Annotated in this window: 18 protein-coding genes and 7 pseudogenes; 13 read left to right on the top strand and 12 right to left on the bottom strand. The window is 68.5% G+C overall.

Going from position 1 to position 25,577, the window contains the following annotated elements; translation table 11 throughout:
• From OG734_RS47860 to OG734_RS04165, 5 genes and pseudogenes are all read right to left on the bottom strand, one after another.
• Positions 1-177 (bottom strand): hypothetical protein, encoded by a 177-nt coding sequence (locus OG734_RS47860; RefSeq protein WP_443064821.1) that lies wholly within the window; start codon positions 175-177, stop codon positions 1-3.
• A 63-nt stretch (positions 178-240) separates the two neighbouring features.
• Positions 241-528: a hypothetical protein gene (locus OG734_RS47855; RefSeq protein WP_443064820.1), complete on the bottom strand. Its 288-nt coding sequence runs from the start codon at positions 526-528 to the stop codon at positions 241-243.
• A complete protein-coding gene (locus OG734_RS04175; protein WP_330286101.1) occupies positions 525-1,073 on the bottom strand; it encodes a PadR family transcriptional regulator in 549 nt (182 codons plus the stop codon). The genes OG734_RS47855 and OG734_RS04175 overlap by 4 nt, the downstream gene beginning before the upstream one ends.
• Positions 1,074-1,431: 358 nt before the next feature.
• Positions 1,432-1,689 carry a biotin/lipoyl-containing protein gene (locus tag OG734_RS04170; protein ID WP_330286100.1) on the bottom strand — a complete coding sequence of 86 codons (258 nt, stop codon included), beginning with the start codon at positions 1,687-1,689 and terminating at the stop codon, positions 1,432-1,434.
• 33 nt (positions 1,690-1,722) lie between these two features.
• Positions 1,723-2,664 (bottom strand): annotated as a pseudogene (locus OG734_RS04165) (alpha-ketoacid dehydrogenase subunit beta).
• Positions 2,665-2,748: 84 nt separating this feature from the next.
• On the opposite strand from OG734_RS04165, the gene OG734_RS04160 reads away from it, so the two are divergent.
• From OG734_RS04160 to OG734_RS04125, 8 genes and pseudogenes are all read left to right on the top strand, one after another.
• Positions 2,749-3,348, top strand: a complete 600-nt coding sequence (locus tag OG734_RS04160; RefSeq protein ID WP_330286099.1) for a GMC family oxidoreductase N-terminal domain-containing protein — start codon at positions 2,749-2,751, stop codon at positions 3,346-3,348.
• A complete protein-coding gene (locus OG734_RS04155) occupies positions 3,345-3,863 on the top strand; it encodes a GMC family oxidoreductase (RefSeq protein ID WP_330286098.1) in 519 nt (172 codons plus the stop codon). Before OG734_RS04160 ends, OG734_RS04155 begins: the two co-directional genes overlap by 4 nt.
• A 395-nt stretch (positions 3,864-4,258) precedes the next feature.
• Complete coding sequence (locus tag OG734_RS04150; protein ID WP_330286097.1) at positions 4,259-4,453, top strand: hypothetical protein; 195 nt, start codon at positions 4,259-4,261, stop codon at positions 4,451-4,453.
• Between the two features lie 220 nt (positions 4,454-4,673).
• Positions 4,674-5,531, top strand: a complete 858-nt coding sequence (locus tag OG734_RS04145) for an NADP-dependent oxidoreductase (RefSeq protein ID WP_330286096.1) — start codon at positions 4,674-4,676, stop codon at positions 5,529-5,531.
• Between the two features lie 381 nt (positions 5,532-5,912).
• Positions 5,913-6,422: pseudogene (locus OG734_RS04140) on the top strand (transketolase-like TK C-terminal-containing protein); the annotation flags it as partial.
• Between the two features lie 396 nt (positions 6,423-6,818).
• Positions 6,819-6,982 (top strand): annotated as a pseudogene (locus OG734_RS04135) (electron transfer flavoprotein subunit alpha/FixB family protein); the annotation flags it as partial.
• Positions 6,983-7,414: 432 nt separating this feature from the next.
• A complete protein-coding gene (locus tag OG734_RS04130) occupies positions 7,415-9,949 on the top strand; it encodes a SpoIIE family protein phosphatase (protein WP_330286095.1) in 2,535 nt (844 codons plus the stop codon).
• A gap of 157 nt (positions 9,950-10,106) precedes the next feature.
• A pseudogene (locus OG734_RS04125) lies at positions 10,107-10,280 on the top strand (AMP-binding enzyme); the annotation flags it as partial.
• Positions 10,281-10,470: 190 nt separating this feature from the next.
• Here OG734_RS04125 and OG734_RS04120 read toward each other — a convergent pair.
• Positions 10,471-10,968 (bottom strand): Lrp/AsnC family transcriptional regulator, encoded by a 498-nt coding sequence (locus tag OG734_RS04120; protein ID WP_330286094.1) that lies wholly within the window; start codon positions 10,966-10,968, stop codon positions 10,471-10,473.
• A 152-nt stretch (positions 10,969-11,120) separates the two neighbouring features.
• On the opposite strand from OG734_RS04120, the gene OG734_RS04115 reads away from it, so the two are divergent.
• Together OG734_RS04115 and OG734_RS04110 are read left to right on the top strand one after the other, a co-directional pair.
• Positions 11,121-11,633, top strand: coding sequence for a RidA family protein (locus OG734_RS04115; RefSeq protein WP_330286093.1), 513 nt, complete (start codon positions 11,121-11,123; stop codon positions 11,631-11,633).
• Positions 11,630-12,580, top strand: a complete 951-nt coding sequence (locus OG734_RS04110; RefSeq protein ID WP_330286092.1) for an FAD-dependent oxidoreductase — start codon at positions 11,630-11,632, stop codon at positions 12,578-12,580. The genes OG734_RS04115 and OG734_RS04110 overlap by 4 nt, the downstream gene beginning before the upstream one ends.
• A 176-nt stretch (positions 12,581-12,756) precedes the next feature.
• Here OG734_RS04110 and OG734_RS04105 read toward each other — a convergent pair whose 3' ends face one another.
• The 3 genes and pseudogenes from OG734_RS04105 to OG734_RS04095 form a co-directional block, all read right to left on the bottom strand.
• Positions 12,757-13,260 (bottom strand): hypothetical protein, encoded by a 504-nt coding sequence (locus tag OG734_RS04105; protein ID WP_330286091.1) that lies wholly within the window; start codon positions 13,258-13,260, stop codon positions 12,757-12,759.
• A gap of 708 nt (positions 13,261-13,968) precedes the next feature.
• The gene (locus tag OG734_RS04100; protein ID WP_330286090.1) at positions 13,969-14,607 is read right to left on the bottom strand and encodes a CoA transferase subunit B; all 639 of its coding nucleotides are present in this window, start codon (positions 14,605-14,607) and stop codon (positions 13,969-13,971) included.
• Positions 14,598-15,260 (bottom strand): annotated as a pseudogene (locus OG734_RS04095) (CoA transferase subunit A); the annotation flags it as partial. The pseudogene OG734_RS04095 and the gene OG734_RS04100, both read right to left, overlap by 10 nt.
• A gap of 261 nt (positions 15,261-15,521) precedes the next feature.
• On the opposite strand from OG734_RS04095, the gene OG734_RS04090 reads away from it, so the two are divergent.
• On the top strand, positions 15,522-16,139 hold the full coding sequence (locus OG734_RS04090; RefSeq protein ID WP_330286089.1) for a TetR/AcrR family transcriptional regulator: 618 nt from the start codon (positions 15,522-15,524) through the stop codon (positions 16,137-16,139).
• 49 nt (positions 16,140-16,188) lie between these two features.
• On the opposite strand, the pseudogene OG734_RS04085 reads toward OG734_RS04090, so the two are convergent.
• From OG734_RS04085 to OG734_RS04075, 3 genes and pseudogenes are all read right to left on the bottom strand, one after another.
• Positions 16,189-17,420: pseudogene (locus OG734_RS04085) on the bottom strand (IS110 family transposase).
• Between the two features lie 449 nt (positions 17,421-17,869).
• Entirely contained in the window at positions 17,870-20,791 is a 2,922-nt protein-coding gene (locus tag OG734_RS04080; protein WP_330286088.1) for a family 78 glycoside hydrolase catalytic domain, read from the bottom strand.
• Positions 20,792-20,948: 157 nt separating this feature from the next.
• Positions 20,949-22,334, bottom strand: coding sequence for an MFS transporter (locus OG734_RS04075; RefSeq protein WP_330286087.1), 1,386 nt, complete (start codon positions 22,332-22,334; stop codon positions 20,949-20,951).
• Between the two features lie 369 nt (positions 22,335-22,703).
• Here OG734_RS04075 and OG734_RS04070 point away from each other — a divergent pair, with 369 nt between their 5' ends.
• Positions 22,704-25,133, top strand: a complete 2,430-nt coding sequence (locus tag OG734_RS04070; RefSeq protein ID WP_330286086.1) for a beta-glucosidase family protein — start codon at positions 22,704-22,706, stop codon at positions 25,131-25,133.
• Between the two features lie 159 nt (positions 25,134-25,292).
• Positions 25,293-25,484: pseudogene (locus OG734_RS04065) on the top strand (lipase); the annotation flags it as partial.
• Positions 25,485-25,577 lie beyond the last annotated feature (93 nt).

The raw sequence follows: 25,577 nt of genomic DNA, 5'->3' as shown, positions 1-25,577 counted from the left end.
TCACTCTCGGGCGGGTGTCGTGCTGTGGAGGCCGGCGATCGCTTCGGCCTGGATCTGAGGAAACTGGGCGCCCATGGCTGCGGCGAGGGTGGTCGCCGCCGACAGAGGCCGCACCATGACGGTGAACTCGCTGATCAGTCCGGCGTCGTTCGTGCGGATCAGGTCGATGCCGTTCAAGCTCGTCCCGTCCGCAGACGTCTCGAAGAGCAGCGCCCCGCCGTGGCCGTCGGAGTCCTCGAGTTAGCGGACACAGTGGAAGTCGGTGAAAACCCGGCCGACCCCACGCAGGATCGCCGCGACGATCGGCCTGCCCTCGTAGGGCTTGAACGCAACGGGGCTGCGTAAGACGACGTCCTCGGCGAGCAACTCGCCCAGCGCGACGAAGTTGCCGACCCCGACGACGGCACGACAGGCGCACATCGGGTAACTGGGGATGGAACAGCCTTGGGTTTGCCGGTCCGTATCGTGCTGATCGCACTGACGGTCCTGACCTGCCTGAGTACCCTGCTCCGGGGCGTCGGGGCTCATCGGTCCGTCTCCTCGGGCGCCAGCCGCTGCAGAATCTCGTTGCACCAGGCCAGCCCGGTCTCCTCGGCCAGCATTCCCCCGCGCAGCACGAGCCAGGCACCCATCTGGTCCGGGCGCAGGGCGTCGGGGTCGGGATAGAAACGCGCGGCGCTCTCGGCGTAGTAGGCGAGGCGTTGTTCGTGCACCAGGCGGCGGGTGCGGACATCTTCGACGATCGCAGTCGGGTTTCCGAATGGCAGGGCACGCAGTTTGATCGCGAACTCGCTGCGCAGGTTCTCGACCGGCGTTGGCTTGGATGTCCACACACTCAGCTCATCGCGACCAGCCGATGTCAGAACGTAGACCTTCTTGTCGGGTCGCCCGTCCTGGGCCACGGTCTCGAACTCGACCCAGCCGGCGCGCTCCATCCGGCCCAGCACCTTGTAGATCTGCTGGTGGCTGGCCGTCCAGAAGTAACCGATCGATGCGTCGAACCGACGTGCCAGGTCGTATCCCGTGGCGGACTTTTCCGCCAAGGACACAAGAATCGCGTGCTCCAGAGCCATGGGCGCACCGTAATATGCAAATCGATGCTGTGCAACTAGATGCACATGGTGATGTGTGAGGTAGAGCCACGATGCTGGAGCCGGTCTGGAACACGTCCACCGGGAAGTGCTCGAAGGGAGTCGCCCCGGCGGCCTCGGCGAGGATGTTGCGTGCCACGGCGAGCCATTCGACGTTGGGCCGTGCCCCGATGCCGACCACGACGGGGCCGGCGGGCACGGTGCGTCCGTCGCTCGGCTGGACGCCGGCCGCCCGATGTCCTTCCGTGAGCGCACCGCTGACGAGCTCTCCGGGTTACGACGCGTACGCCGTTCTCCCGCAGGATCCGTGTGCCGCGGAGCCGGCCGGCCGGTGTTGCCCTCAGAGCGGCGGGCAGGGTTCGCGGACGTCAGCCGATGGTTCCATGACCGTGCCCACCCCGTAGGTCTCCCCTTCTTTCCCGAGGACCTCAACGGTCCCGGAGGTCGGGGACTCGATCTCGGTCTCCGTCTTGTCGGTGGCCAGGACGTACAGCACCTGTCCTTCCTGCACTGCGTCGCCGGTCTCCACCAGCCACTCGGTGATCTCCCCCTCGGTCATGGTCACGCCGAGCTGGGGGATGCGCAGTTCATGGCTCATGTGCGGGGTGTTCTCCTCTACTGGTGGCGCGGGTCAGTAGCCGATGACGTCGCGCACCGCGGCCTCGATGCTCGGTGGCCCGGGCAGGAAGGCCTCCTCCAGGGACTTCGCGTACGGGACCGGCGTGTCGGGGGCGGTCACCCGCCGTACCGGCGCGGCCAGGTCACCGTGCAGTTCCTCATGAAGCGTGGCGGCGAGTTCCGCCCCGAAACCGCCTCGCCGTACCGCCTAGTGCACGATGACGGTCCGCTTCGTACGTGCGACCGAGGACAGTACGGACTCCGTGTCGAGCGGGTGCAGGGTCCGCAGGTCGATCACTTCGGCGTCGACGCCGTCGGCCGCCAGCTTCTCGGCCACTGCTAGACAGTCCACTACCTGTCGCCCGTACGTCAGGAGTGTTACGTCACGGCCGGCCCGTGCGATACGGGCCTTGCCGAGGGGCACCCGGTAGTCGCCTTCGGGGACCTCGCCCTTCGCCGAGAAGTACAGGCCGCTCATCTCGACGAAAACGCAGGGGTCGTCATCAAAGATGGTCGAGAGGAGCAGCCCCTTGGCGTCCGCCGGGGTGCTGGGGACGATCACCTTCAGGCCCGCCGCGTGCACCAGCGGCCCTTCGAGCATGTCGGAGTGCTGTGCTCCGAAGCCGCCCCCCGTGCCGGTCGCGGTGCGTACCGTCAGCGGGACCGGGGTGCGGCCGCCGGACATGTAGCGCAGTTTCGCCGCGTGGTTGATCAGCTGATCCGCGCAGACATGCACGAAGTTCATCAGCATGATCTCCGCCACGGGGCGCAGGCCGGTGATGGCGGAGCCGATCGCCGCGCCCATGATGGCCTGTTCGGAGATGGGGGTGTGCCGGATCCGCCGCTCCCCGTACTTCTTGCCGAGGCCCTGGTGGACATGGCGTCGCGATATGGCGTACCCGAAGGCAGTTCGCTCGCGGACTGGCCCCTGACCTATGACGATCTCGAACGGCACTACACACGCGCCGAGCAGGAGTTCGGTGTCTGCCGGGACGGACAGGCACACCGGTGCCAAGGCTTTCGCAGCCGTGAGTACCCGATGCCCGCTCAGCCATCGACACGCGAGGCCGACGTGCTCCGCAAAGGCGCCGAGGCCCTCCGCCTCAGCACCGGGCCGGTGCCGCTGCTGCTCAACTCCCGCCCACGTGACGGACGCGCCGCCTGTGTGCGCTGCGGTGAGTGCGTCGGCTTCGGCTGCCCGGTCGACGCCCGCGCCGGTGCCCACAACACCGTCATCCTGCTTGCCCTGAAGACGGGCCTGTGCCGCCTCGTCAGCGGGCATCGGGCACAGCGAGTCCTGGTCGACGGCACCGGACGTGCCACCGGTGCGGTGGTGCGCGACATGGACACGGGTGCTCGGGTCGAAGTGCGCGCCGGGGCCGTGGTCCTGGCTGCCGGCGCGATCGAGACCGCTCGGCTGTTGCTGGCCAGCGCCACCGACAAGGCTCCCGAGGGCTTGGGAAACCGCTCGGGCCAGGTCGGACGGCACCTGCAAGGGCACAACTACACCGGGGCGTTCGGGTCGTTCGAGGAACCGGTGCAGGATCTCCAAGGTCCGGGGGTGTCGATAGCGACCTGCGACTACATGCACGATCTGGGCGGCGACGTGGTGGGGGGCGGGGTACTGGCCAACGAGTGAAGATACCCGTGCTGTTCCGTGCCTGGGCGATGCCACCGGACGCACCGCGTTGGGGGCACGCGGCAAAGGGCTGGATGCGGGACTCCTACCTGCGCACCTCGCACATCATGGGCCCGATCCAGGAGATCCCGAATCCGGCGGCGAGGGTGACCCTCGCCTCCGGCGGTGACACCGTGGTCCGGCTCTCTGGGGTGCAGCATCCGGAAAGTGTCCGGGCCGCGGAAGCGTTGCGCGAGCGGGCTCTGGCCTGGATGCACGCATCCGGTGCGCGCCGAGTGTGGACGACGCCCGTGGCAACGGGGCTGTCCGCGGGCCAGCACCAGACGGGGACCGCCCGCATGGGTGCGGACCCGGCAACCTCGGTGACCGATCCCTTCGGGCGAGTGCACGGCCATCCCGGCCTATGGGTCATGGACGCGTCCCTGCATGTCACTAACGGCGGTGTGAACCCGGTACTGACCATCCTGGCGCTGGCCTACCGCTGCGCCGAGGAAATGGCACTAGCCGGCACGTAACAGCGCGGGCCACCCGCCCGGAGCGTCGCACACCCCGGGCCGGCGGGGCTGATAACGGTGGCGATCTGCCCCACCCGGAGGACGCCGAGCGCCATAGCCTGGCGGACGAGGGTACGGGCTGCCAGTACGGTCTCGATCTCCGTGGGGCAGCCGTTCTCGCCGCCCAGGGTGATACGTGGCAGCGCGGTGCCGACGATCGTGGGTCGAGCATGGCCAGGACCATGCCGCCCACGGCCCCGCGTCCGGATATGAACCCGCCAAGGTGTTCGACGACCCGGTCAACCACGTGGGGAGGCCAAGCACAGTCAGATTGATCCTGAACCGGCCAAGACGAGACCGCACTGCGCGCCTTCCTGGTCTCCGTCCTCGAACCACGCCCATCGACCCCCTCACGCGTGCGGAGGCGGACCGGGACGGGCACCCGACTGCGAGAACTGGAGAAGCTGCAGGCAACAGTGGCCGCTCACCAACCCCCGGGCGGCCCGTCCTTCGGGGCTACGCGCTGGATCCGGGCCATCCGCACCGCCCGGATGATGCGGCAGTGGGCGCTCGACACCGCCGACGCCTGGGAGGAGCGCGGCACCGACTGACTCGCTGTGCGGCGCAATGAGCTATCCGAATGTCTGGTCGCCCGATCACGCCTGGGGATCGGGACGGCAGGCCAAGCCAACTTGCACCTGACGTTGGCGTCAGGTTTTAGCGTGGCTGCTGTTGGCGCTCCGCAGCTCGCTGCGGACCTCACTGCCCTGCCATCAAAGATCTTCCGCGCACGTGGTCGAGGTCGCCGAGGTCGACAAGCCAGTTCCGGGCTTGAGCGAGATTCGCATCAGGGTCCAGGCGGCCACGCTCAACCCGGCCGATGCGGCCGCCTGGAGCCGGGGCTACTTCCCCGCCCCCCTGGAGGGGACGGCGTACGGCCTCGGCTGGGACGTCGCGGGCGTGGTCGACGCGGTCGGCCCGGGCAGCCACTGGACGCCCGGACAGCCGGTCATCGCGTTCAGTCACGGCTTGCCTCTGGGGCTGAACCGGGGGCAGGCCGAGTACATCGTGGTTCCTCCTCAGGCGATCGCCGCCGCGCCCGCGGGTGTCGACCCCGTCCACGCCGCCACCATCCCCCTCAACGGCCTGACCGCGGCCCAGTCCGTCGAACTGCTCGGCATCCAGGCGGGCCAGACCGTGCTCATCACCGGCGCGGAGGGGGCGGTCGGCGGCTACGCGGTGCAGCTGGCCAAGCGCCGGGGAGCCGTGGTCATCGCGAGTGACCTCTCGCCCGACGGCGCGTTCGCGACCAAGGTGGCAGGCGCCGATGTGTACGTACCGGCGTCGCAGACGCCGGCCGAGGCCGTCCGCGAAGTACGCCCCGAAGGGGTCGACGCCGTTCTGGACACGGCCAGGCTGGGGCAGGCCGTCATCGGGGCGGTGGCGGACGGCGGCAGGTTCGTGACCACACGGATTGACGCTCTGCCACAGGCCGAGCGGGGCATCCGGGTTCTGCTGACGCAGGTCGGCCCGGACGGAGCAATGCTTTCGACGCTGTCCGACCTGGCCGCTGCGGGCGACCTGGCGTTGCGCGTGGCCGAGACCTACCCGCTGCAGGAGGCCGCGCAGGCTTACGCGCGCATGATCAAGGGCGGGCTCCAGGGACGTGTCGTCCTCACCATGGAGTGAGCACGACGCCCTCTCGTACGCCTGTGACGCGACCGACCGGGGCGCAGTCTGCGCCCCGTTCGGTCGCACCATCCGCGGCGGGACCGTGCGGTTGCGGACGAGGCGCCAGCTCGTACGACCCTTCGGCCACGGTGAGGTCCGTCGCTGAATCGGCCTGCCGCACACTGCTCGTGAGCAGTGTGCGGCAGGCCGATTCAGCCGGTACTGGGTACCGATCCAGGCGGTGCTGGCGGCGACGCCGGCGCGTACGGGGTGGCTGTGGTGCGGGTGGCTGGGGTCCGTCGCCACCGCGATGATCTCGTCGAGGCGGGCGCGCACTGCCGTCAGGTCGTTGATCTGGCGGTTGATACGGGTCCGTTCGGTGATGAGGCTGTCGGTGAACGGCTGTCCACCCGACCGGTGGACCAGAGCCTGGCCGCAGTCCCTTCCGACCCGGTCGCACGCGAGCGGCGACGCCGTCAGACGGTCGCCGGCGCCTACGCACTGCGGCAGAGCGACCAGCCCGCGGTCACCTTCGCTGTCATGGGCGCCATGGTCCCCGAGGCCCTGGCCGCCGCCGACCGCCTCGCCGCACTCGGCCATCCGGCCGACGTGGTCTGCGTGACCAGCCCCGACCTCCTTTTCCGGGCCCTGCAGAGCAGGCGGGGCCAAGAGGAGGCCCCCACCTGGATTCTCGAGCAGGTCTTCCCCGCCGAGCGGGCGACGCCCCTGGTCACCCTGGTCGACGGGCACCCACACACGCTGGCCTTCCTGGGCACGGTGAACAACGTGCCGGTGACAACGCTGGGCGTGAGCCGCTTCGGCCAGTCAGGATCACTCCAGGACGTGTACCGCCACCACGGCATCAACACCGACAGCGTCGTACGAGCCGCCCTCGACCTCATCGACTGAGAAACCCGCGTCAACCGCTGGCCGAGCCCTGTCCTGCCCGACACTCGGCTGGCGGTTCCACACCCGTGAGAGCAGATGCAGCCTCCGGCCGTAGGGCTTCGCGCGTGAGGCATACAGTGCCCTGCCGCCAGCGTGAAGGCACTGTCATTCGGTGGGCACATGGGACGGTGCCACCTCCCGACGACGACGACCGGGTATCGCTCTCACAGCGCATGATCACCGGACAGGTTGCGCCGCCGTCGTGCAGAGCGTCGAGGACATGGCCCCCTGCCTCGAAGTCACCGCGCCGGACGCGGTCACATGCATCCGCCGCATCGAAGATGTGCCGTCAGCACCGCATGGCGCAAAGCGTAAGTCGAAGAGGTGTCCGACGGGACGGCGGCGCCCGATGCGTCAGCATCCGGCATCTCCGTAGCCATTCAGCACCGCGCCGACTCGCAGACCCTGGAGACGACGGTAGTGATCAACAAAGACGTCGAGCCCTGATCTTCGACCTGGTCGACTACGGCGTGGTCGACGACCTTTTCGAGGTCGTCCCGCAGCTCACCGAGGAGATCAGACCCGTAAGAGCTGAGATGGTCGGACCGGCATCTCGCCTGGTGGCGTCGCCCGGACCGCAGAACTGGAGCGGTTGGCCGCAGCTCTCTACAGTTGACGCATGAGCACGCTGGCTAGCTCTGCTTGCGGACACGGACCACGGGATCACCGAGCCCGAAATTCTCCGGTTGGGCCTCCTGCACGCGGTAGCCGAGCTGGGTGCTCTGGGCGGCGCCGTTCATCTGCACGCGGCTATGTCAGTCCTGCGCCTTGCATCATCGGCCGGCCTGCCCCCGGCGCTGATCCGCTCCTGGGAACTCGTCGACCAGGATGACCCTGTCGTCCCGGCAGTCGCCTTGCGCCACGCTCGCGGCACGTGGGTACCGCCTCAGCCCTCCGGCGCCCCCGGGCGGCCCGCAGGGCTCTGGCCCGGAACCGGCCTCGCATCCGTTCCGGTGTTCGGGAAGGAACACACGACAGGTGCACTCACCGTGCTGATGGGCGGCGGGAGCGAGCCGACCGCGGAGCAGTGGACGTTCCTGCGGGCTGTGGCTGACTGGATCGAAGAGCGATTGCGCGAGGTGCCACCGCCCGCCGCCCCCGAGCCGCAGGAGGAACTAGTCGGGAATCGCCTCCGAGAGGCGATGAAGGGCGTCCCGGTCGGCGCATGGGAGTGGAACATCCCCACCGGCGAGCTGACGTGGGACGAGGCAGCGCTGTCCGTTTACGGCTCCGCACTGGCCGAGTACGGGTTCCGGATCGAAAGCTGGATGAATGCCATCCACCCCGACGACCTGCCGTCGACGCTCGCGGCGGTCGAGAAGGCGATCAGCAACCGGAGCGTCTACGAGGCCGAGTATCGGTTGCGGCGACGGGACGGCAGCTACGGCTGGACGCACGCCCGGGCATCGGTGATCTTCGACGAAAGAGGGGAGCCGGTACGGATGGTGGGCGTCGTGTGGGACGCAGACGAGTCCCGCAGCGTCCGGGACGCGCTCAGCCGCGCCCTACGCCATATGAGCGACGGATTCATCCTGGTGGACGACAACTGGCGGATCACCTTCGCCAACCTGGAGGCCGAACGCACACTGGGCAGCACCGAAGAGGAGCTTTTCGGGCGCGTGCTGTGGGAGCTGCCCGCCGTTCAACGGGTCCCGGACCTGGAGGCCCGCTGCCGGAGGGCCGCCGGTACCGCGCCCGTGGGCTTCGACGTACGGATCGCGGCTGGGCGCTGCCATCACCTGCGGATCGTCCCCGGGCCAGACGGAGTCACCCTCTACCTCACGGACGTGACCGAGAAACGGCGGGGCGAGGCCACGCGTGCCGCCGTCGAGCGAGCCGCGTCCGAGCGCTCGGCCCGGATCGCCGAGCTCACCACGGCGCTCGCCAGAGCGAGGACCTCTCGCGATGTGGTGGACGCGGTCGCCCAGCGAGTGCTCCCACCGTTCGGCGCCTCCGGTTTGGCCGTGATCGCCGTCGAGGGCGACCGGGCGCACGTGGTGGGAGCTGTGGGCTACCCGCGGGCCGTGCTCGACGAGATCAACGGCCACCGGGTCATGGCGGGTGATCCGGTCGGAGATGCCGTCCTGACCGGCACACCGCTGTTCGTCTCCTCCACGCAGGAGTACACGCTGCGCTACCCGCACCATGGCCACAGGCCGGGCCTGGCCGGCAAACAGGCCTGGGCGTTCCTGCCGCTGACCGTCTCCGGGCGCACGTTCGCCGTCTGTACCGTGTCCTTCGACCAGCCACGTCGCCTCTCCCATGACGAGCAGACTCTCCTGACCGCGATCAGCGCCCTCGTCGCACACGCCCTGGAGCGGGCCAGGCTCTACGATGCCGAGCACACACGCTCTCAGGAACTGCAGCGCGGCCTGCTCCCCAGGCGGCTGCCCGAATTGCCCTCATGTACGTCCGCCGCACGCTTCCTCCCCGCAGGGCACGGCATGGACGTGGGCGGCGACTGGTACGACGTGCTCCCGCTCTCCGCCGACCGGGTCGCGATCGTGGTCGGCGACGTGATGGGCCACGGCCTGGCGGAAGCGGCCACGATGGGGCGGCTGCGCACCGCGGTCACCACGCTTGCAGATCTGGAACTGCCCCCCGAGGAGGTCATGAGCCACCTCAACGACATCGTCGGCGGCCTGGGAGAGGACTCGTACGCCACCTGCCTGTACGCGCTCTACGATCCCACCACCAGGGTCTGCACCATCGCCGGGGCCGGTCACCCGCCGCCCGCCGTCGTCGAGCCCGACGGCACCGTGTACTTCCCCGACCTGTCCCGGGACCCACCGCTCGGCGCGGGCGCACCACCGTTTGGAACGCTTGAACTGGAGCTGCCGGACGAGAGCCTCCTCGTGTTGTACACCGACGGCCTGGTCGAGTCCGCGCACCGCGAGGTCGACCAGGGCATGGCCGATCTCGAACAGCTCCTGCGCACAGCCGACCGCACGAACCTGGAAGGACTGTGCGACACCCTGACGGCCGGCCTGCTTCCCCATGGGCAGCCCACCACCACCGATGACGCGGCCCTCCTCGTCGCCCGTGTCCACTCGCTCGCCGCCGACCGGATGGCCTCATGGCAGCTCCCCGAGGACCCCCGAGCGGCCGGGCAGGCTCGTCGGCACATTCGGCAGCAGCTCCGGGTCTGGGACCTCGACGATCTGACGATGACGACGGAGATCATCGCCAGCGAGCTGGTGGGAAACGTCGTACGGCATGCGAAGGGTCCAGTGCACCTTCGGCTACTACGCAGCACGAGCCTGATCTGCGAGGTCTCCGATGGAAGTCTGACGACGCCCCGCATCCGCCGCGCAGCGGAGACGGACGAGGGCGGCCGTGGTTTGCAACTGATCACAGCGCTCTCCCAGCGGTGGGGTACGCGCTACACAGCGGCGGGGAAATGCATCTGGACAGAACAGGCGCTTTCCGGCGACGCGAACGGTCTGCCGTTCAACCCCGCAGACCTAATGGGCATCGCCGAAGTCTGAGCCCGACCCGGGCAGGTACTGAACGGGCAGATCCTTCGGCTTACCGCTGCACTCTGCACCACCGCGAACACTGCTGGCCTCAGCAAGGACAGGCTCCATCGCGCGGCTGCTCGAGCCGCCTGGGAGGCCGAGGTCACCTTGCACCAGGGCAGCAGCAGTGACCGTCCCCGCCAAGGAGGTCATCAAGTCCGGCGGAGAGTAGATCTCCTCGGCGGAGCTGGAGAACCACCTCACGGCGCATCTCGACGCCGCCGTGGTCGCCGTGCCCGACGAGAAGTGGGGTGAGCGCCCGCTGGCCACTGTGGTGTTCCAGAAGGGCGCCCGGCGCACTTCTGGAACTGCGAGCCTTCCTCGCCGACCGGATCGCGTTTCCTGGTCCGGCGCTATGCCTATCAGCGCGGCGACGCTGGAAAACCTCGTACGGGGCGGGGCCCACGGCGCGGGAACGGACCGTGTGGAAGGGCGACCCGTACACGCAGGCATACACCGCTTGTACCGGCACTACACGCAGCTGAGTGTGGTCAGCTTGGCCTGCGGTAAGCCGGGACGCGGCTGGGGCGGGGACGCTGCTCCGATTCGAGGAGGGGGAGGATGCGGGGAGCGACGACCTCGGACAGGGCCATGACACTGGTGGATCGGACGACGACTGGGATGTGGTTGACCCTGACCAGGGCTTCCTGCAGGTGCTGGTGAGAGCGTGCGGCCACGCGACAGTGGATGTCAGCGTCACCGGTGGTTCCGTAGGCATCAAGGACCTCGGGGATCTGGGCGAGCTCGTCCGCGGCCGCGTGGAGGCCGCCTTGCGCGATCTGCAGGTTCACGAAGGCCAGTACGGGATAGCCGGCAGCGGCCAGGTTCAAGTCCGGACCATAGCCGGTGATCACCTCGGCCGTCTCCAGACGTTGGATGCGCGCCTGCACTGTGGCACGTGAGACCCCCGTTTGCCGTGAGAGTTCCAGGAATCCAACGCGGGGATGGTCCCGCAACGCCCTGATCAGCAAGGTGTCCAGCTGGTCCATGCTTCTGTGCTGTTCCGCCATCTCTGCACCCTCTTCCTGCGGTGAGCTATGCGGATTGCACAGCTGGACTGAGAGTGATTGTCGGAGTGTGAAGGTTGGTTGTCTACTGGCGTTTAATCCACACGGTGGTCCGAGCAGTGAGGAAGCAGACGATGGTCCAGTCCGGCAATGAGATCGCCCCGAATCCCCGACGTGAGGTCCAGCCCGACGGTGCGCCTCAGGAGCCGGGCGCCCGCACGCCAGACGGGGATTCGCCAGGAAGCGTCGGCCTGCCCGGCTCCGGCCCGTCGACCACCATCACTCCCGTCGTATCGGACCTCGTCCCGGCACCCTCGATGTTCTCGCAAGCGATGGCCGTCGGGCCGCTGATCGTCACCTCGGGACAGGTCGGGTTGCTTCCCGGCGTCGGAGAAGTCCCTGTGGACTTTGCCGCGGAGGTGCATCAGGCGATCGACAACCTGGAAGCTGTTCTCGCTGCGGCGGGGAGCAGTCTGGACCGGGTGGTCAAAACCATGTGCGTCATTACGGATCTGGCACACGTGGCAGAGTTCAATGCCGTCTACGAGCAGCGGTTCGCCGCCCCGAGGCCAGCGCGGAGCACCGTGCAGGCGGGACTGGCCGGTCCGTTCCGCATCGAGATCGAGGCCATGGCGGTGTTGCGATGAGTTCCAGGCGGGTCGCCGTTGTCGGAGCGGGCATTGTCGGGCTGAGCATCGCCCACGAATTTTCCCTGGCCGGCGACACTGTCACGGTCATCGCTGACCGGTCCGCCGCGGAGAGCGTGTCCGGGGTTGCGGCCGCCGTGTGGTTCCCGTATCGGAGCGGGGCGTCTGTGTCGCTGATGTCCTGGCTCGTCCAGTCCCGGACGCGTTTCGAGCAGCTCGCTGCCGACCACGCCACCGGGGTCGATCTACGGCAGGGCGTGGTGGTCGAGCGTCACCCGGGTGCGGACCGGACCTGGACCGCAGCGGTTCCCGATCACCGCGAGGCTGACCCTGGCGACCTGCCCCTTGGCGCCGTCGCGGGCGTGAGAGCGACAGTGCCGGTCATCTCCATCTCCCACTACCTGCCCTGGCTGCTCAAGCGCTGCGAGGATCTGGGCGTGACGTTTGTCCGCCGCACGGTCGCCCGTGTCGACGACCTGGCAGGGGCGGCCGATCTTGTGGTGGTGGCCGCCGGCCTGCGTTCAGGAGACCTTCTGGACGACGACACGATGTTTCCCGTCCGGGGGCAGGTCGTCCGGCTCGCCAACCCCGGGATCACCGAATGGGTCACCGACGACGACAACCCACATGGCCTCACCTACGTCGTCCCCCGGCGCGATGACGTTGTCTGTGGCGGTGTCGCGCGGGTCGGCTCGTGGGACACCGAGGTGGATCCCGAGACGGAACGGGCGATTCTGCGACGCGCGACAGCGCTCATGCCCGCATTGGCAGGGCTGCCCGTGCTGTCGCGGGATGCCGGACTGCGACCGGCACGGGACACGATCCGCCTGGAACACGTTGAGGAGCATGCGGTCCCGGTCATAGCGTGCTACGGCCACGGTGGGTCCGGTGTCACTCTGTCGTGGGGCTGCGCCGAGGCGGTCGTCGACCTCGCGGGTCCCGCCTGACGTCGTCGACTCTCACGTCGGGACAGCCACGTCTGTGCCACGCTCCAGGCGGTCAGTTGTCCGGCTCCTGGGATGCGGCCGAGAATCACGCGCCGGGCCAGGAAGCCCGGAGATGCGCACTGCTTTGCGGAAGCGTGATGCGGATATGAGCCCCGGACAGTCGTTTCGCCGGACTCCTACGCCGTCGGCACGCTGGTTTGCCGGGATGTTTCCTGGGCCCCGCTGTGGATGCTGTAGGTCGCCACCCCCCACTGCTGATCGACCACGAGTTCCATCCCGTGGCCCGAGAGGGCCGGCAGCAGCCGCTTGATGCGCGCCCTGAGCGCCCGCAGGGTCATGGGAAGGGCGGGGGCCCCAAGGAGCAGACGCAGGTGATGACAGCAGACGGCGGTCCGCCTTCTGGCGAGTACGTCGAACAGCAGTCGCTGGCTCGCGGTGCCCGGGGTGTACGTAGCGGCCACCGGTGCCGGTGAGCAGCGTCGGCGGTCAGCACGGATGCGCCAGGCCAGCTCGACGATGGGTGCCTGGGGATCGAGGACGTCGTATGCCCCGGCGTCGAAGACGACCACGGCGTCGTTGCCGTCGGGTCGCAGGACGGCAACAGGAGCGATGAGCGAGGCGGCCCTGACCAGCCGGGTCATGGTGTCGGTGTCCACCGTCGGCGCAGCCAGCAGAACCATTCCCGGCCTGTGCCGCAGTATGGCCGCGAAGGCCGACTCCCTTCCCCAGCCCGCTGCGCCACCGGGCGCGAGGCCGACTCGTTGAAGGCGTGCCGCCAGCGCCGGCTCCGGATCCCCGGCCGCCAGAAGCAGCGGCGCGTGAGCGTGGGCCGACGGAGTCGGTGGACAGAGGGCTTTCAAGGAGTGAATATGCATACTCTCCTCTCCTTGGTTGGGCCGCGCGGCGCGGCGTGGTTCCTCCTGGTCTGGCGCCGCGCGGCGGGTGGCCGTGCAGGCCGGTTCCTTCGATGCCGCACGCCAGCACGCTGCCGTGCGAGCGCAGCCAGTCCAGCAGTCCCCGGTAGCCGTCTGGGGTGGTCTCGAACTGCTCGGTCGCGAGGTGACGGCCGATGCCGTCGATGACGGCGGCCTGGTGGAGATCAGTGTGGGTGTCGATCCCGCCGATCACCGCTATCTCGTCTGTCATGCTGTTCCGCCATGCCTTTCCGCCTGTCGCGTGCGGGAGGGCACGTGCCGGTCGGGCAGACGGACGAGACAGTGATGGGACCTCTAGCCAGGCTCCTGACTTGTTCAATCGAGCCCAGACGCGCGGTCTGCAGCCGTAGCGTGGCACCGCCCGGCGGGCCGACAATTCCTGCCAAGGACAACCGGAGCGTCCGTCAGGTCACGAGTCAGACCCCCGAGCGGTGCCATGGCCAATCCTCACTGTCAGGTCAGGTCGATCGCGAATTCCGGTTCGGTCCTCATCCGCACCTGGTGCTCCGTCACGTCGGGAGCGAGTTCGCGCAGGAGGAGACCGGAGTTCGTGATGTCGAAAACGCAGAGGTCGGTGATGATCCGCTGGACGACTCGGCGACCCGTCAGGGGCAGTGAACATTCCCGGACGATCTTCGGGGTGCCGTCTCTGGCGGTGTGCTCCATGAGCACGATGACCTTCTTGGCCCCGTGGACGAGGTCCATCGCCCCACCCATACCCTTGATCATCTTGCCGGGGATCACCCAGTTGGCGATGTCACCGTCGGCGGAGACCTGCATCGCACCGAGTATTGCCGCATCGATCTTGCGGCTGCGGATCATTCCGAACGATGTCGCCGAGTCGAAGAAGGAGGCACCCCGGCGTACGGTCACGGTCTCCTTGCCTGCGTTGACGAGGTCCGGGTCCTCCTGCCCTTCGTAGGGGTAGGCGCCGACGCCGAGGATGCCGTTCTCGGAGTGCAGCACGATCTCGACATCGTCGGGGACGTGGTTCGGCACGAGCGTGGGCAGTCCGATGCCGAGGTTGACGTAGGCGCCGTCGCTGAGTTCTGCGGCGGCCCGGGCGGCCATCTGGTCGCGGGTCAGAGGCATGGCCCAGGTCTCCTCGTCTCGGTGGCCGCGGGGACTGCCCGGTGCTCAGCCGTGTCCGCACCAGGTCGGCTGCGGGTGGTGTGGCGCTCGATGCGTTTGGCAGAAGCCTGTCGGGGTGTCAGTGGCAGCACACGGTGGACGTAAATGCCGGGCAGGTGTATGGCGTCCGGGTCGAGGTCACCCGGTTCCACCAGGTGCTCGACCTCCGCTACCGTCACCCGCCCCGCCATGGCGCACAGCGGATTGAAGTTCCGGGAGCTGCGGCGGAAGACGAGGTTGCCGTGCCGGTCGCCCTTCCACGCACGGACCAGGCCGAAGTCGGCGGTGAGGGCCTCTTCCAGGACGTAGCTGCGGGTGACTCCGTCACGGCGGAAATCTCTGGTCTCCTTGGGCGGCGATGCCACAGCCACCCGGCCGTCCGGGTGGTAGCGCAGCGGCAGACCGCCCTCGGCGACCTGTGTGCCGGCTCCGGTCAGGGTGTAGAACCCGGGAATGCCCGCGCCGCCGGCCCGCAGGCGCTCGGCGAGAGTCCCTTGCGGAGTCAGTTCCACCTCCAGTTCACCTGCCAGGTACTGGCGGGCGAACTCCTTGTTCTCGCCGACGTACGAGGAAACGATCCGGCGGATGCGCCCGGCGTGCAGCAGCACGCCCAGGCAAGGACGTCAGGGCCTCGGCCGGCCGGGACGTCGCCGATCTGGAGGTGATCGGCGGCACCCAGGCTGTCCTCCCCGACGACCACCGGCCTGCCAACCTCACACCGCCAGCCCGTCCTTCACGGTTTGACCCGCTGCGCCGGCGCTACGAGGTGCGGCGTCGGCACCACGTCGGGTGCGACGTCCGGCCTGGGGCGTCACGCGCCGTCGGCCGATCGGGCGTCTGTCTGGGAGTGTGAGCGGGCAGGTAGGGTCGCAGTCATGACCGTTTCCGCCGACGCCGCGAAGAGCCGAAAGCCACGTAAACGCATGCACTACGGCGAGGGCCGCGAAGCCCTGCTGAAAGCCGCTGTACGTGTGGTGGCGCGGGGCGGTCTGCGCAGCCTCACCTATCGGGCTGTCGCGGAGGAGGCCGGGGTTGCCCACAGCCTCGTCGTGCACCATTTCGGTTCGCGCGCCGCGCTCATCGAGGAGGCTCTCGCCCATACGGTCCAGACGTCGATGAGTCACAGTATCCTCGAACCGGGCTTCGGTGAGGGAGCGCATGACTCGCGCGGATTGTCCGAGATGGTCTCGGCGGATCCGGACGCCCGGGTGTTCAAGTACGAGCTGCTGCTCGAGTCGCGCCGCAGGCCGGAGCTACAGCCACAGGTCCGCGCGATGTACGACGAGTATTTCGCAGTCGCGCAGCGTGAGCTGAGCCATATGCTGGGCGCTGACGTTGACAAGGCACTTGCTCGGCTGGTCTTCGCCGCACTCGAGGGGCTCGTAATGCATCAGCTCGTCCTCGGTGAGCCTGAAGCCACCGACGCCGCCTTGGAGAGTCTGCGCTCCCTGCTGAGGCACTTCGACGCCGTCAGCGACAAGGCCGGCGAATAGCTGCTGACGCGTAAAGGTGACCTGGTCAGACACCCCATGTCGTTTGGTGTCAAGCTGCATGGGGTTCGGGGTGTGCGTGGTGCGACCAGGCGGTCGCTTCGTCGTAGAAGGTTCGGGTCTTGAGGCAGCCGTGGAGGATGCCGACGAGGCGGTTGCCGACCTGGCGTAGGGCGGGGTTGTAGCCGGCCTCGCGGGCGCGCTGCTTGTCGTAGTAGTGGCGGGCGCCGGGTGAGGCGTGCAGGGCGGAGAACGCCTGACGCTGGAGGGCGTCGGCGAGCCGGTTGTTGCGGATGTAGCGGGCCTGGACGGTGTGGCTCTTGCCGGAGGCGCGGGTGACGGGGCTGGTGCCGGCGTAGTTCTTGCGTGCCTTGGCGGACGCGTAGCGGGCGGGGTCGTCCCCGAACTCGGCGAGCACCCGCGTGCCGGTGATCACCCCGATGCCGGGCATCGAGAGGTAGATCTCAGCGTCCGGGTGCGCGAGAAAATGCGCCTTCACCTGCGCTTCCAGCTCGGTTATCTGCTCGTTCAGGGCGACCAGCAGCTTCGCGTGGGCGGTGGCGGTGGCCGCGTAGGCCGCGGTCACCGGCTCAGGCAGGCCGAGGTGCTGCTCGCGCATCGCGGTCTGGATCGTGGCGGCCTTGGCGCTCCGGTTGTGTCGGCGGTAGCGGGCCAGGACGACGGTGATCTGCGCGCAGGTCAGCTTCGCCGCTGCGGCGGGTGTAGGCGCCTTGATCAGTAGCTCCAGTGCGTCCGGGCTGGTCAGTTCCAGGTCCGCGTAAGCGTTCAGGGCGGCGGGAAAGTACTCGCGCAGCGTGTTGCGCAGCCGCTGGAAGGTACGGGTGCGTTCCCAGATGAGGGTCTGGTGGGCGCGGGCGACGACCTTGACGGCCTGGGCCTGTTCGCTGTCCCCGGCGACCGGCCGCAGCTGGTCGCGGTCGATGCGGACCATGTCGGCCAGCGCATGCGCGTCACCCTTGTCGCTCTTGGCCCGGAGGTGCCGTACCGCTCCTTGAACCGCGCGGCCTGCCGGGGGTTGAGGGCGTAGACCTGGTAGCCGGAGGCGAGCAGGGCCTGTACCCAGGGGCCGCGGTCGGTCTCGATGCCGACGATCACATCGGTGGCATCGAGGTCGTCGCCGCCGTGCCTCGCGATGAGTTCGTGAAGCTTGGTGATGCCCTCCACGCCCTCGGGCAGTCTCGCGGCGGCCAGTTTGCGGCCGGTCGCGTCCTGGACCTCGACATCGTGGTGGTCCTCGGCCCAGTCGTCGCCGATGAGAATCAACTCGCCCTCCCGGTCAGGTAGTTCACTCGGGCAGCCTGCGGAAGACGCGGCACGCTCCCTAATGGATCCAGTGCTCACGCTCTGCTCGGCGGGCACGCCACCCCATCAGCGGTCTGGCCTTCCGGCCGACCGGCAGGGGCACGGTCTGACCACAGAAGTCGGATGCTTCCGGGCTTGTGAGTGCTCACCTGTCGGCGGCTACGGCACCGAGTCTCTCCGACTCGGCAGCTCCCATTAGGGGCTGTATAGGAGTGAGATGCACCCGGTGGCCGTAGTGTTGCCGGATATCCGGGTTCCCGGAAGCCGCGGGGTCAGGGATGCTCGGCGGGATTGAGAATGATGGCGTGGCCGAGCCGGCTGAGGGCTTCGGGGGCGCGTTCCGCAGTGGGCCTGGCCCCGCCAGGTTCCTGGTCAGGGCGTCGGCGCGGACCATGACGGGGCCACGGTGGTCAGGCGTGCGGATCCGCTTCTTCCAGCTCCGCCAGAATCTCCGCGGCGTCGACACCGCGGCCTGGGCGGAGGTCGGCCACCAGTCGTGAGACGAAGTCGGCGACACTCCGGTCCAGATTCGGCACGGCAAGCTTTACCAGGGCCCGATCGTCGGCGAATGTCACGCCTTCGATGCTCTGGAGGAGCTTCACCAGGCGAGTCCATGAGGGTTCGTCGTCGATGAGACTTCGTACGCTCGTCGTCCGCTGGAGCTGTGCGCCGGCGCCGACCGGGTACGGCACCGACCATGAGTACCGTCCGCTGCCGACATGCTCTGGGACTCGGTCGTCCGGAAGCCAGATCTCCGCTGTGCAGCCGGGTGGCACGACCACGGAGAGGTGGAAGGCGCCGTCGTCCAGCCGCCAGGCCACCTCTGCCTCACCGTACGGTGTAAGGTGCCGCGCGGAAGCCCGCGTGAGGTATCCGGGGAGCGGGCGCACGCGCAGGGAGCGGTAGCCGGGAGCAGCGGGGGCCAGACCGGCCAGGGACCGGTGCATCCAGTCGGCAACCGCGCCGAGGGCGTAGTGGTTGAACGATGTCATCCCATCGGGGTTGACGGAACCGTCCGGCAGGAGGCTGTCCCAGCGCTCCCAGATGGTCGTCGCTCCTCGGGTGACCGGATCCAGCCACGACGGTGCCTGGCGCTGGGCCAGCAGCCTGTGGGCCAGATGTGCTTCCCCCGCCTCTGTGAGAGCGTCCAGTATGAGCGGTGTTCCCACGAATCCGGTGGCGATCCGGAACCCGCCGGAGCGCACGAGGTCCGCGAGTCGGCGGGCGGCATGGCGGCGTTGCTCCGGGGTGGGCAGCAGGTCGAAGTGGAGAGCGAGGGCGTAGGCAGTCTGTCCGTCGCCCAGGATCCGGCCGGACGCCGTGACGTATTCACGGGCGAAGGCCGCGCGGGTCCGTTCTGCCAGTTCGGTATAGCGACGGGCTGTCTCCAGTTCGCCGAGCGTCTCGGCGGCAAGCGAGGTGAGTTCCGCCGAACGGACGAGGTAGGCGGTGGCGACGACTTCCGGGGGCGTGCGGCCTGCGCTGGGGGCGTCGGCCGGCGCGGCCGGGTCGAGCCAGTCGCCGAACTGGAATCCCGCACGCCAACAACCGGTTTCGTCCGTTTCCCGGGCCGCGCAGTCCGTCCAGGCAACCATGCTGGGCAGCTGGCGGGCCAGCAGCCCCCGGTCGACGTACCGTTCGTGCAGTACCCACGGGACGACGGTGGCGGCATCGCTCCACGCCGCGGTGGGCGGGCTCGGTGTCGGCATGAGGTCGGGTACGAACCAGGGGACATTCCCGTCCTTACCCTGATCCGCCGACAGGTCTCTGAGCCAGGAGGCGAGGAATCCTCCGACGTCGTAGAGGAAGGCGGCGGTGGGCGCGAACACCTGGATGTCCCCGGTCCAGCCGAGGCGTTCGTCGCGCTGCGGACAGTCGGTCGGCACGGCGAGGAAGTTCCCTCGCATGCTCCACACGACGTTCTCGTGGAGGCGTTCCAGCAACGGGTCCGAGCAGCTGAACCAGCCCGTTCTGCGCAGGTCCGATCCGATGACGACGGCTTCCACGTCGTGTATGGCGAGTCCGGGCGGTCCGCTGATCTCGGCGTAGCGGAATCCATGGAAGGTGAAGCGGGGTTCGAGGACGGTCTCGCCGGTTTCGGCCAGCGTGTAGGTGTCGGTGCTGGTGGCGGTCCGCAGCGGCCTGGTGGCGAGTTCACCGTTCTGCAGCACCTCGGCATGACGAACGGTCACCTCGGTACCCGGCCCTCCGCTCGCTGTGATGCGTACCCATCCGACGAGGTTCTGGCCGAAGTCGACCAGCGTTGTGCCCGATGAGGACTCGGACAGGGATACGGCGGGCAGGGTCTCGGTACGGCGGATGGGGGGACCGTCCGGGGCCGTGAGGATCCGCGGGTCGGTGTCGAGTACGTCGGCCGCTTGCCAGCGGGCGGCATCGTGGCCCGCTCGGTCCCATCCGGCTGGTTCCTTCCGCAGGTCGGCATGCTCACCGCGATACAGGTCGTCGGTAAGCACCGGACCGGGCAGCCAGGACCAGTCCGCGTCGGTGACGACGCGCTGTTCGGTGCCGTCGGCGTAGCGCAGTTCGAGTTGTGCGAGGAGCGCTCGCTGGTCCCCGTAGAGTGCGCGTGCGCCCCAGTAGCCGAGGTACCCGCGGTACCAGCCGTTGCCCAGCATGGCTCCGAGGGCGTTGGCACCGGGCAGGAGCAGTTCCGTGACGTCGTACGTCTGGTAGTGCAACCGGTGGCGATAGCTGGTCCAGCCGGGTGCGAGAACATGGTCGCCGACACGTCGGCCGTTGATCCGCGCCTCGTACAACCCCTGTGCGGTGATGTAGAGGCGGGCGGAGAGCAGGTCCTTGCGGACGGTGAACTCGCGTCTGAACAACGGGGCGGGGCCGTCGGGTTCGCCGGGACCGTCGGCGGTGATGAAGCGGGCGTCCCAGTCCCGCGGTGCCAGCAAGCCGGTTTCCAGCGTGGTGGCCGGACTCCAGGGACTCTCCACTCCATCCTCGCCGGTCACCCGTACGCGGATCTCCACGCGTTCGCGTGCCGCGAGCGGAGCGAACGGCCAGTCGACCAGAACCTGTTCGGCTGAGTCGATCCACCCGGTGGTGTCGCCGTGCTCGGCACCCCGAGCCGTACCGCCGCCCACCCGCCTGATCGCCAACTGGTAGCGCTCCTGGACCCAGTTGCGTGCACCGGTCGTGACACGCCAGGAGAGCCGAGGCCGCTCCTCGCCGATGCCCAGCGGTTCGTCGTGGTGTTCCACCGTGGGGGCCGTCGTACGGACAGCGCCGAGAGAGACGTCGGCGAGCTGCGTCTGTGATGCCCTTGGCGTTGCCGACGCGGGTGGGGTGATGGGGTTCGTCATACCGGGGCACTCCGGATGTGCGTGGGAAAGAGGACGGACGGAGGATGGCCTCGTCGCCCGTCCTCCAGAGCGGACACGGTGCGCTCGTCAGACGACCGGATTACTGACCCGCACTCTTGGCGGTGAGTACAGCCGGCCGGTCGGTGAGGATGCGGAGTCAGCGCACGGACTTGATGGGGATGATCACGACAGCCGCGAGCAGCGAGGCGATCATGCCGCTGACGAAGAGTCCGGGATAGCCGCCGAGCGAGCTGATGAGGACGGCTCCGATGGCCGCGCTGAGCGCCTGAGGCCCCTGGGTGGCGACATTCAGGATGCCGAGGTCCTTTCCTGCCGCTCCTGACCGGTCCGGAAGGAGCTGGATCATGAACGCCGCGTCAGCCGCCATGTACAGGCCGAAACCAAGGCTGCTGATCATCAACATGGTGGCCACGCCGGCCAGGTTGGGCATGATCAGCGGGAACACGTAACTGATCAGCATGAAGAACGACGCGGCGTAGATGAAGGGCTTGCGCCGGCCGACCCGGTCGCTGAAACAGCCACCCAGGAGGCCCAGCGCGGTGGGTATCAGGGCGATGAGGCTGAGGATGGCGATCTTGCTGTTCGCGGAGCCGATGTCCATCTTCACGTAGTCCGTGAGGATGTACAGCTGGAAGGTGAAGGGCAGGTAGAAGCACAGGACGAACAGGAAGCGCGCCACGAAGACCAGGGCGAACTCCGGATGCTTGCGCGGGCTGATCCAGAAGCCCCTGAGGAACGCACGCCAGTCGAACGGGACGCGTTCGAGGTCGGCGGTCGATTCCTCTCTGTTCAGCAGGACGAAGAGAAGCAGCACCACGGTGATGAGGAGGCCGAAGACGGCGAACGCCACATCGAGCTGCGCTGCGAGACGCGCCGCGGCGACCATGCCGAGGACCGCGCCGACGTTGATGCCGAGGCCGATGACGCCGGACGCCGCTCCCAGCCGCGAGGCTGGAATACGGTCCGCCGGCACGGCGGACAGCGGCGCCCCGGCGGCAGCGGCCGTGAGCTGGAAGATCGTCATCACGATGGTCACGGCCAGCACCGACCGGATGCCGGTCATGGCCAGCAGTGAGCCGCCGGCAAGAACCGCGCCGACGACGATCCACGGAGTGCGACGGCCGAACCGGCTTCTGGTGCGGTCGCTCAGAGCCCCGACCAGAGGCTGGGCGAGCATCGAGACAAGTCCCGCGACCGTCGTCGCCAAGGCGAGAGAGCCCACCTTGCCGCTCGGGTCGATCGTCACGATCAGGTTCGGTACGAGGATGGCCATGACGCCGAGCTGCACGAAGAGCAGCCCGGTGTTCACGAGAGCCAGAGAGGGCAGCAGCCTTCGGGGGATGGATGGCGTCAGGCCGACGCCTTCGCTCTCGGACCCGGCGGGCGTCCCACCGGCCTCCGCCCTGGTCGACACGGTGTCCGTCGCGGCCTCATCCCGCACGGCGCTGCCGACAGACCCCTTCGACATCGCGTCGTGAGGTCTCCCGGGGATGTCCGCGGACGAAGAGTCGGGAGAATTCATGATTCTCTCCTCGATTGTGGATGTGTCTCGCAAGTGGCGCGATCTCGTTGCGGAGGGACGCTAGTCCATCTGGACAGTTTTTCCAACGGATCGCGTCAGCATCATGAACCCGCATCCTGATCAGACACTCCAAAAACAGGCTCTGAACAGCGCAAACGCCTCGTCGAAAATCTGTCCATCTGGACTATTCCAATCGGATTCGGCTCTTGCAATACTCCCTCTGAGTCCCTACTGTCCAAGTGTGCAGGATGGCTTGTATCCGTTCGTACGCGTTCCTTCCGCCGTCCAGTAGATCGCTCGGTCCGGGCCTTCAGAGAGCGCAATCGGCGCCGGTCGCCCGTCCGTACCCAGAACCCGAGAAGGTGTTCCATGACCCAGGCCAACCCCCTGCCCGACGCCCCCGTCACGGTCGCCCGGCTCCTCGCGCAGCTCACACTCGACGAGAAGATCTCGCTGCTGCACGGAAACTGGTCGGTTCTGGAGAAGCTCGGTGAGGCGGGCGTCATACCCGGTGTGCCCCGGCTCGGCATTCCGCCACTGCGGCTGTCGGACGGCCCCAGCGGCGTGCGGGTGACCGCACGAGCCACGGCGCTGCCCGCTCCCGTCGCGCTGGCCTCGACGTTCGACCCCGCTCTGGCCCACGCCTACGGCACCGTCATCGGGCGTGAGGGACGTGCCCTGCAGCAGAACGTGCAGCTCGCACCCATGGTCAACCTGGTCCGCACCCCGTACGGCGGGCGCAACTTCGAGACCTTCGGCGAGGACCCGTTGCTGATCTCCGACATCGCCGTGGCCCAGATCCAGGGGATCCAGGAACAGGGCATGATCGCCACCGTCAAGCATCTCGCCGCCAACAGCCAGGAGCACGACCGCCAGACCGTCGACGCGATCGTCGACGAGCAGACGCTGCGCGAGATGGAACTGCCTGCCTTCGAAGCCGCCGTGCGAGCGGGCGTCGGATCCGTCATGGCCGCGTACAACTCCGTCAACGGGGCTTTCGCCTGCGAGAGCCCGGAACTGCTGGACGAGCTCCTGCGCCAGGACTGGGGCTTCGACGGCTGGGTCATGACCGACTGGTGGGCGGCGCACAGCACCCAGGCATCCCTCACGGCCGGCCTGGACATGGAGATGCCCACCGGCAAGTACTTCGGCCGGGCCCTGAAGGAAGCCGTAGAGGCGGGAGAGATTTCGGAGACCCTTGTCGACCGGGCCGTCGACCGGATCCTCACGGTGATGGACCGCTTCGGTCTGCTGGAGGCATCGGCCGACGCCGCGCCGCCCCGGGATCCCGCCTTCGGCGCGGAGATCGCGCGACAGGTCGCCGTGGCCGGTGCCGTACTGCTGCGCAACGAACACGCCACCCTGCCGCTGACCGGGGCCGCGGCGCGTTCCATCGCCGTCATAGGAATGACCGGCTCCGTCCCGTTCGTCAGCGGGGGCGGCAGCTCGCACGTCGTGCCCGACCACGCGGACAGCCCACTGCAGGCACTGCGCGCACGGGCCGGGGGCGCAGAGGTCGCCTTCGCGGCGGGCGTCGACTGGTGCGGCAAGGACATCCCGGCAGAAGACCTCTCTCCCGCTGTCTTGCTGGATGTCACCGGGACGCAGGCCATCCCACCGGGCCGGTCGTGGAGCTACGACGGAACACTGTGTGCCGACGAGGACGACGAGTGGACCTTCGTCCTGCACTGGTCGCACCACGAGGAATGGACCCAGGAGGACGACGCCGTCCCGATCTACAACAGGCCCGCCATCGTTTTCGACGGGGAGGAGCTCTTCCCTGTGCAACCCGGCTGGGAGGAACTCTTCACGGGAGGGCTCGTCGGCACGAGCGCCGACGGACTCGCACTCCGCTCGGCCACCCGGAACGTGACCAAGGGCACACACACTCTGTCGATACGTGCCGATGCCGACGCCGACGGTATGTCCTTCCGGCTGCGCCGTGAGACGCCGGCCACCCGGGCGGCCGACCTGGCCGAGGCCGTCTCCGCGGCGCGCTCCGCCGAAACCACTGTCGTGTTCGCCTGGCAGGACGCCACCGAGGGCAAGGACCTGGAGACGCTCGCCCTGCCGGCCGCTCAGGACGAGCTCATCTCCGCCGTGGCCGCCGTCACCCCCCGGACGGTCGTGGTGCTCAACACCGCCACGTCCGTGACGATGCCCTGGCTGCCAGACACGGCGGCGGTACTGCAGATGTGGTACTCGGGACAGCAGGGCGCGCAGGCGGCCGCGGAGCTGCTCTTCGGCGACGAGAACCCCAGTGGCAGACTGCCGGTCTCCTGCCCCGCCGACGAGGAGTCGCATCCCATGGCCGGGGATCCCGCCCGCTACCCCGGCACCGACGGGCGAGTGACCTACAGCGAGGGCATTCACGTCGGGTACCGGTGGTACGACGCCTACGATGTCGAGCCGCTGTTCCCGTTCGGCCACGGCCTGTCCTACACCGAGTTCACCTACGCGGACCTGCGGACGGAGGCAGCCACCGAAACGGGCGTCGAGGTGTCCTTCACCCTGCGCAACACCGGCACCCGAAGCGGAGCGGAGGTTGTCCAGATCTACCTCGGCCCGTCCCCGGACCTCGGTCTTCCGCAGGCTGTTCGGAAGCTGGCCGCCTACCGTCGGCTCACTCTCGCGCCCGGCGAGGAACAGCGCGTCCGGCTGATGATCGGCCGGCGCCAGCTGTCCAGCTGGTCGCCGAGCGAACACGACTGGGTGCTCGGCACGGGCGAACGCGCGATCGCCGTCGGAGCGTCGTCACGAGACCTGCGCCTTCACGGCGTCATCCGTCTACATGCCTGACCGGAGCGGAGAATCCGCTGGGGCAGGAGACATCGTCGCCGTGGATCGAGCCCCGAGAAGGAGTACCGCACCGGGCTCATTCACTGGCCCAGTGAGGCCGAGACCGCCCACTGAACGCAGGACACGACTACTGGTTCCGCCTCGACGCGTTCAGTGGGTGCCCGCATCGTGGCACAGCGAGCGGCCGAGGACCCCCACCTGCACTACCTGGACGGCCGTGACCTCTACGGCGAGGCTGACGCCGCCGAACTTCCGATGCCGGACGACCTGCACCCGGACGGCGCCGCCCACCGTCGTATCGGCGAACGCTTCGCGAAACTGGCCTTCTCGCCAAGCGGCATCCTCGGCTAGCGGTGCCACGACCACGGGGTCGGCCCGTTGTTCCCTTCGGCCAGAACCTGCCTGCATCGAGTCGACCACACGTACACACCCCACCTCTGTCGG

It is taken from the genome of Streptomyces sp. NBC_00576 (genome assembly GCF_036345175.1).
Lineage (GTDB): Bacteria > Actinomycetota > Actinomycetes > Streptomycetales > Streptomycetaceae > Streptomyces.
The sequence above is the reverse complement of the archived record's forward strand: the minus strand, read 5'-3'. Positions and strand labels throughout refer to the sequence as shown.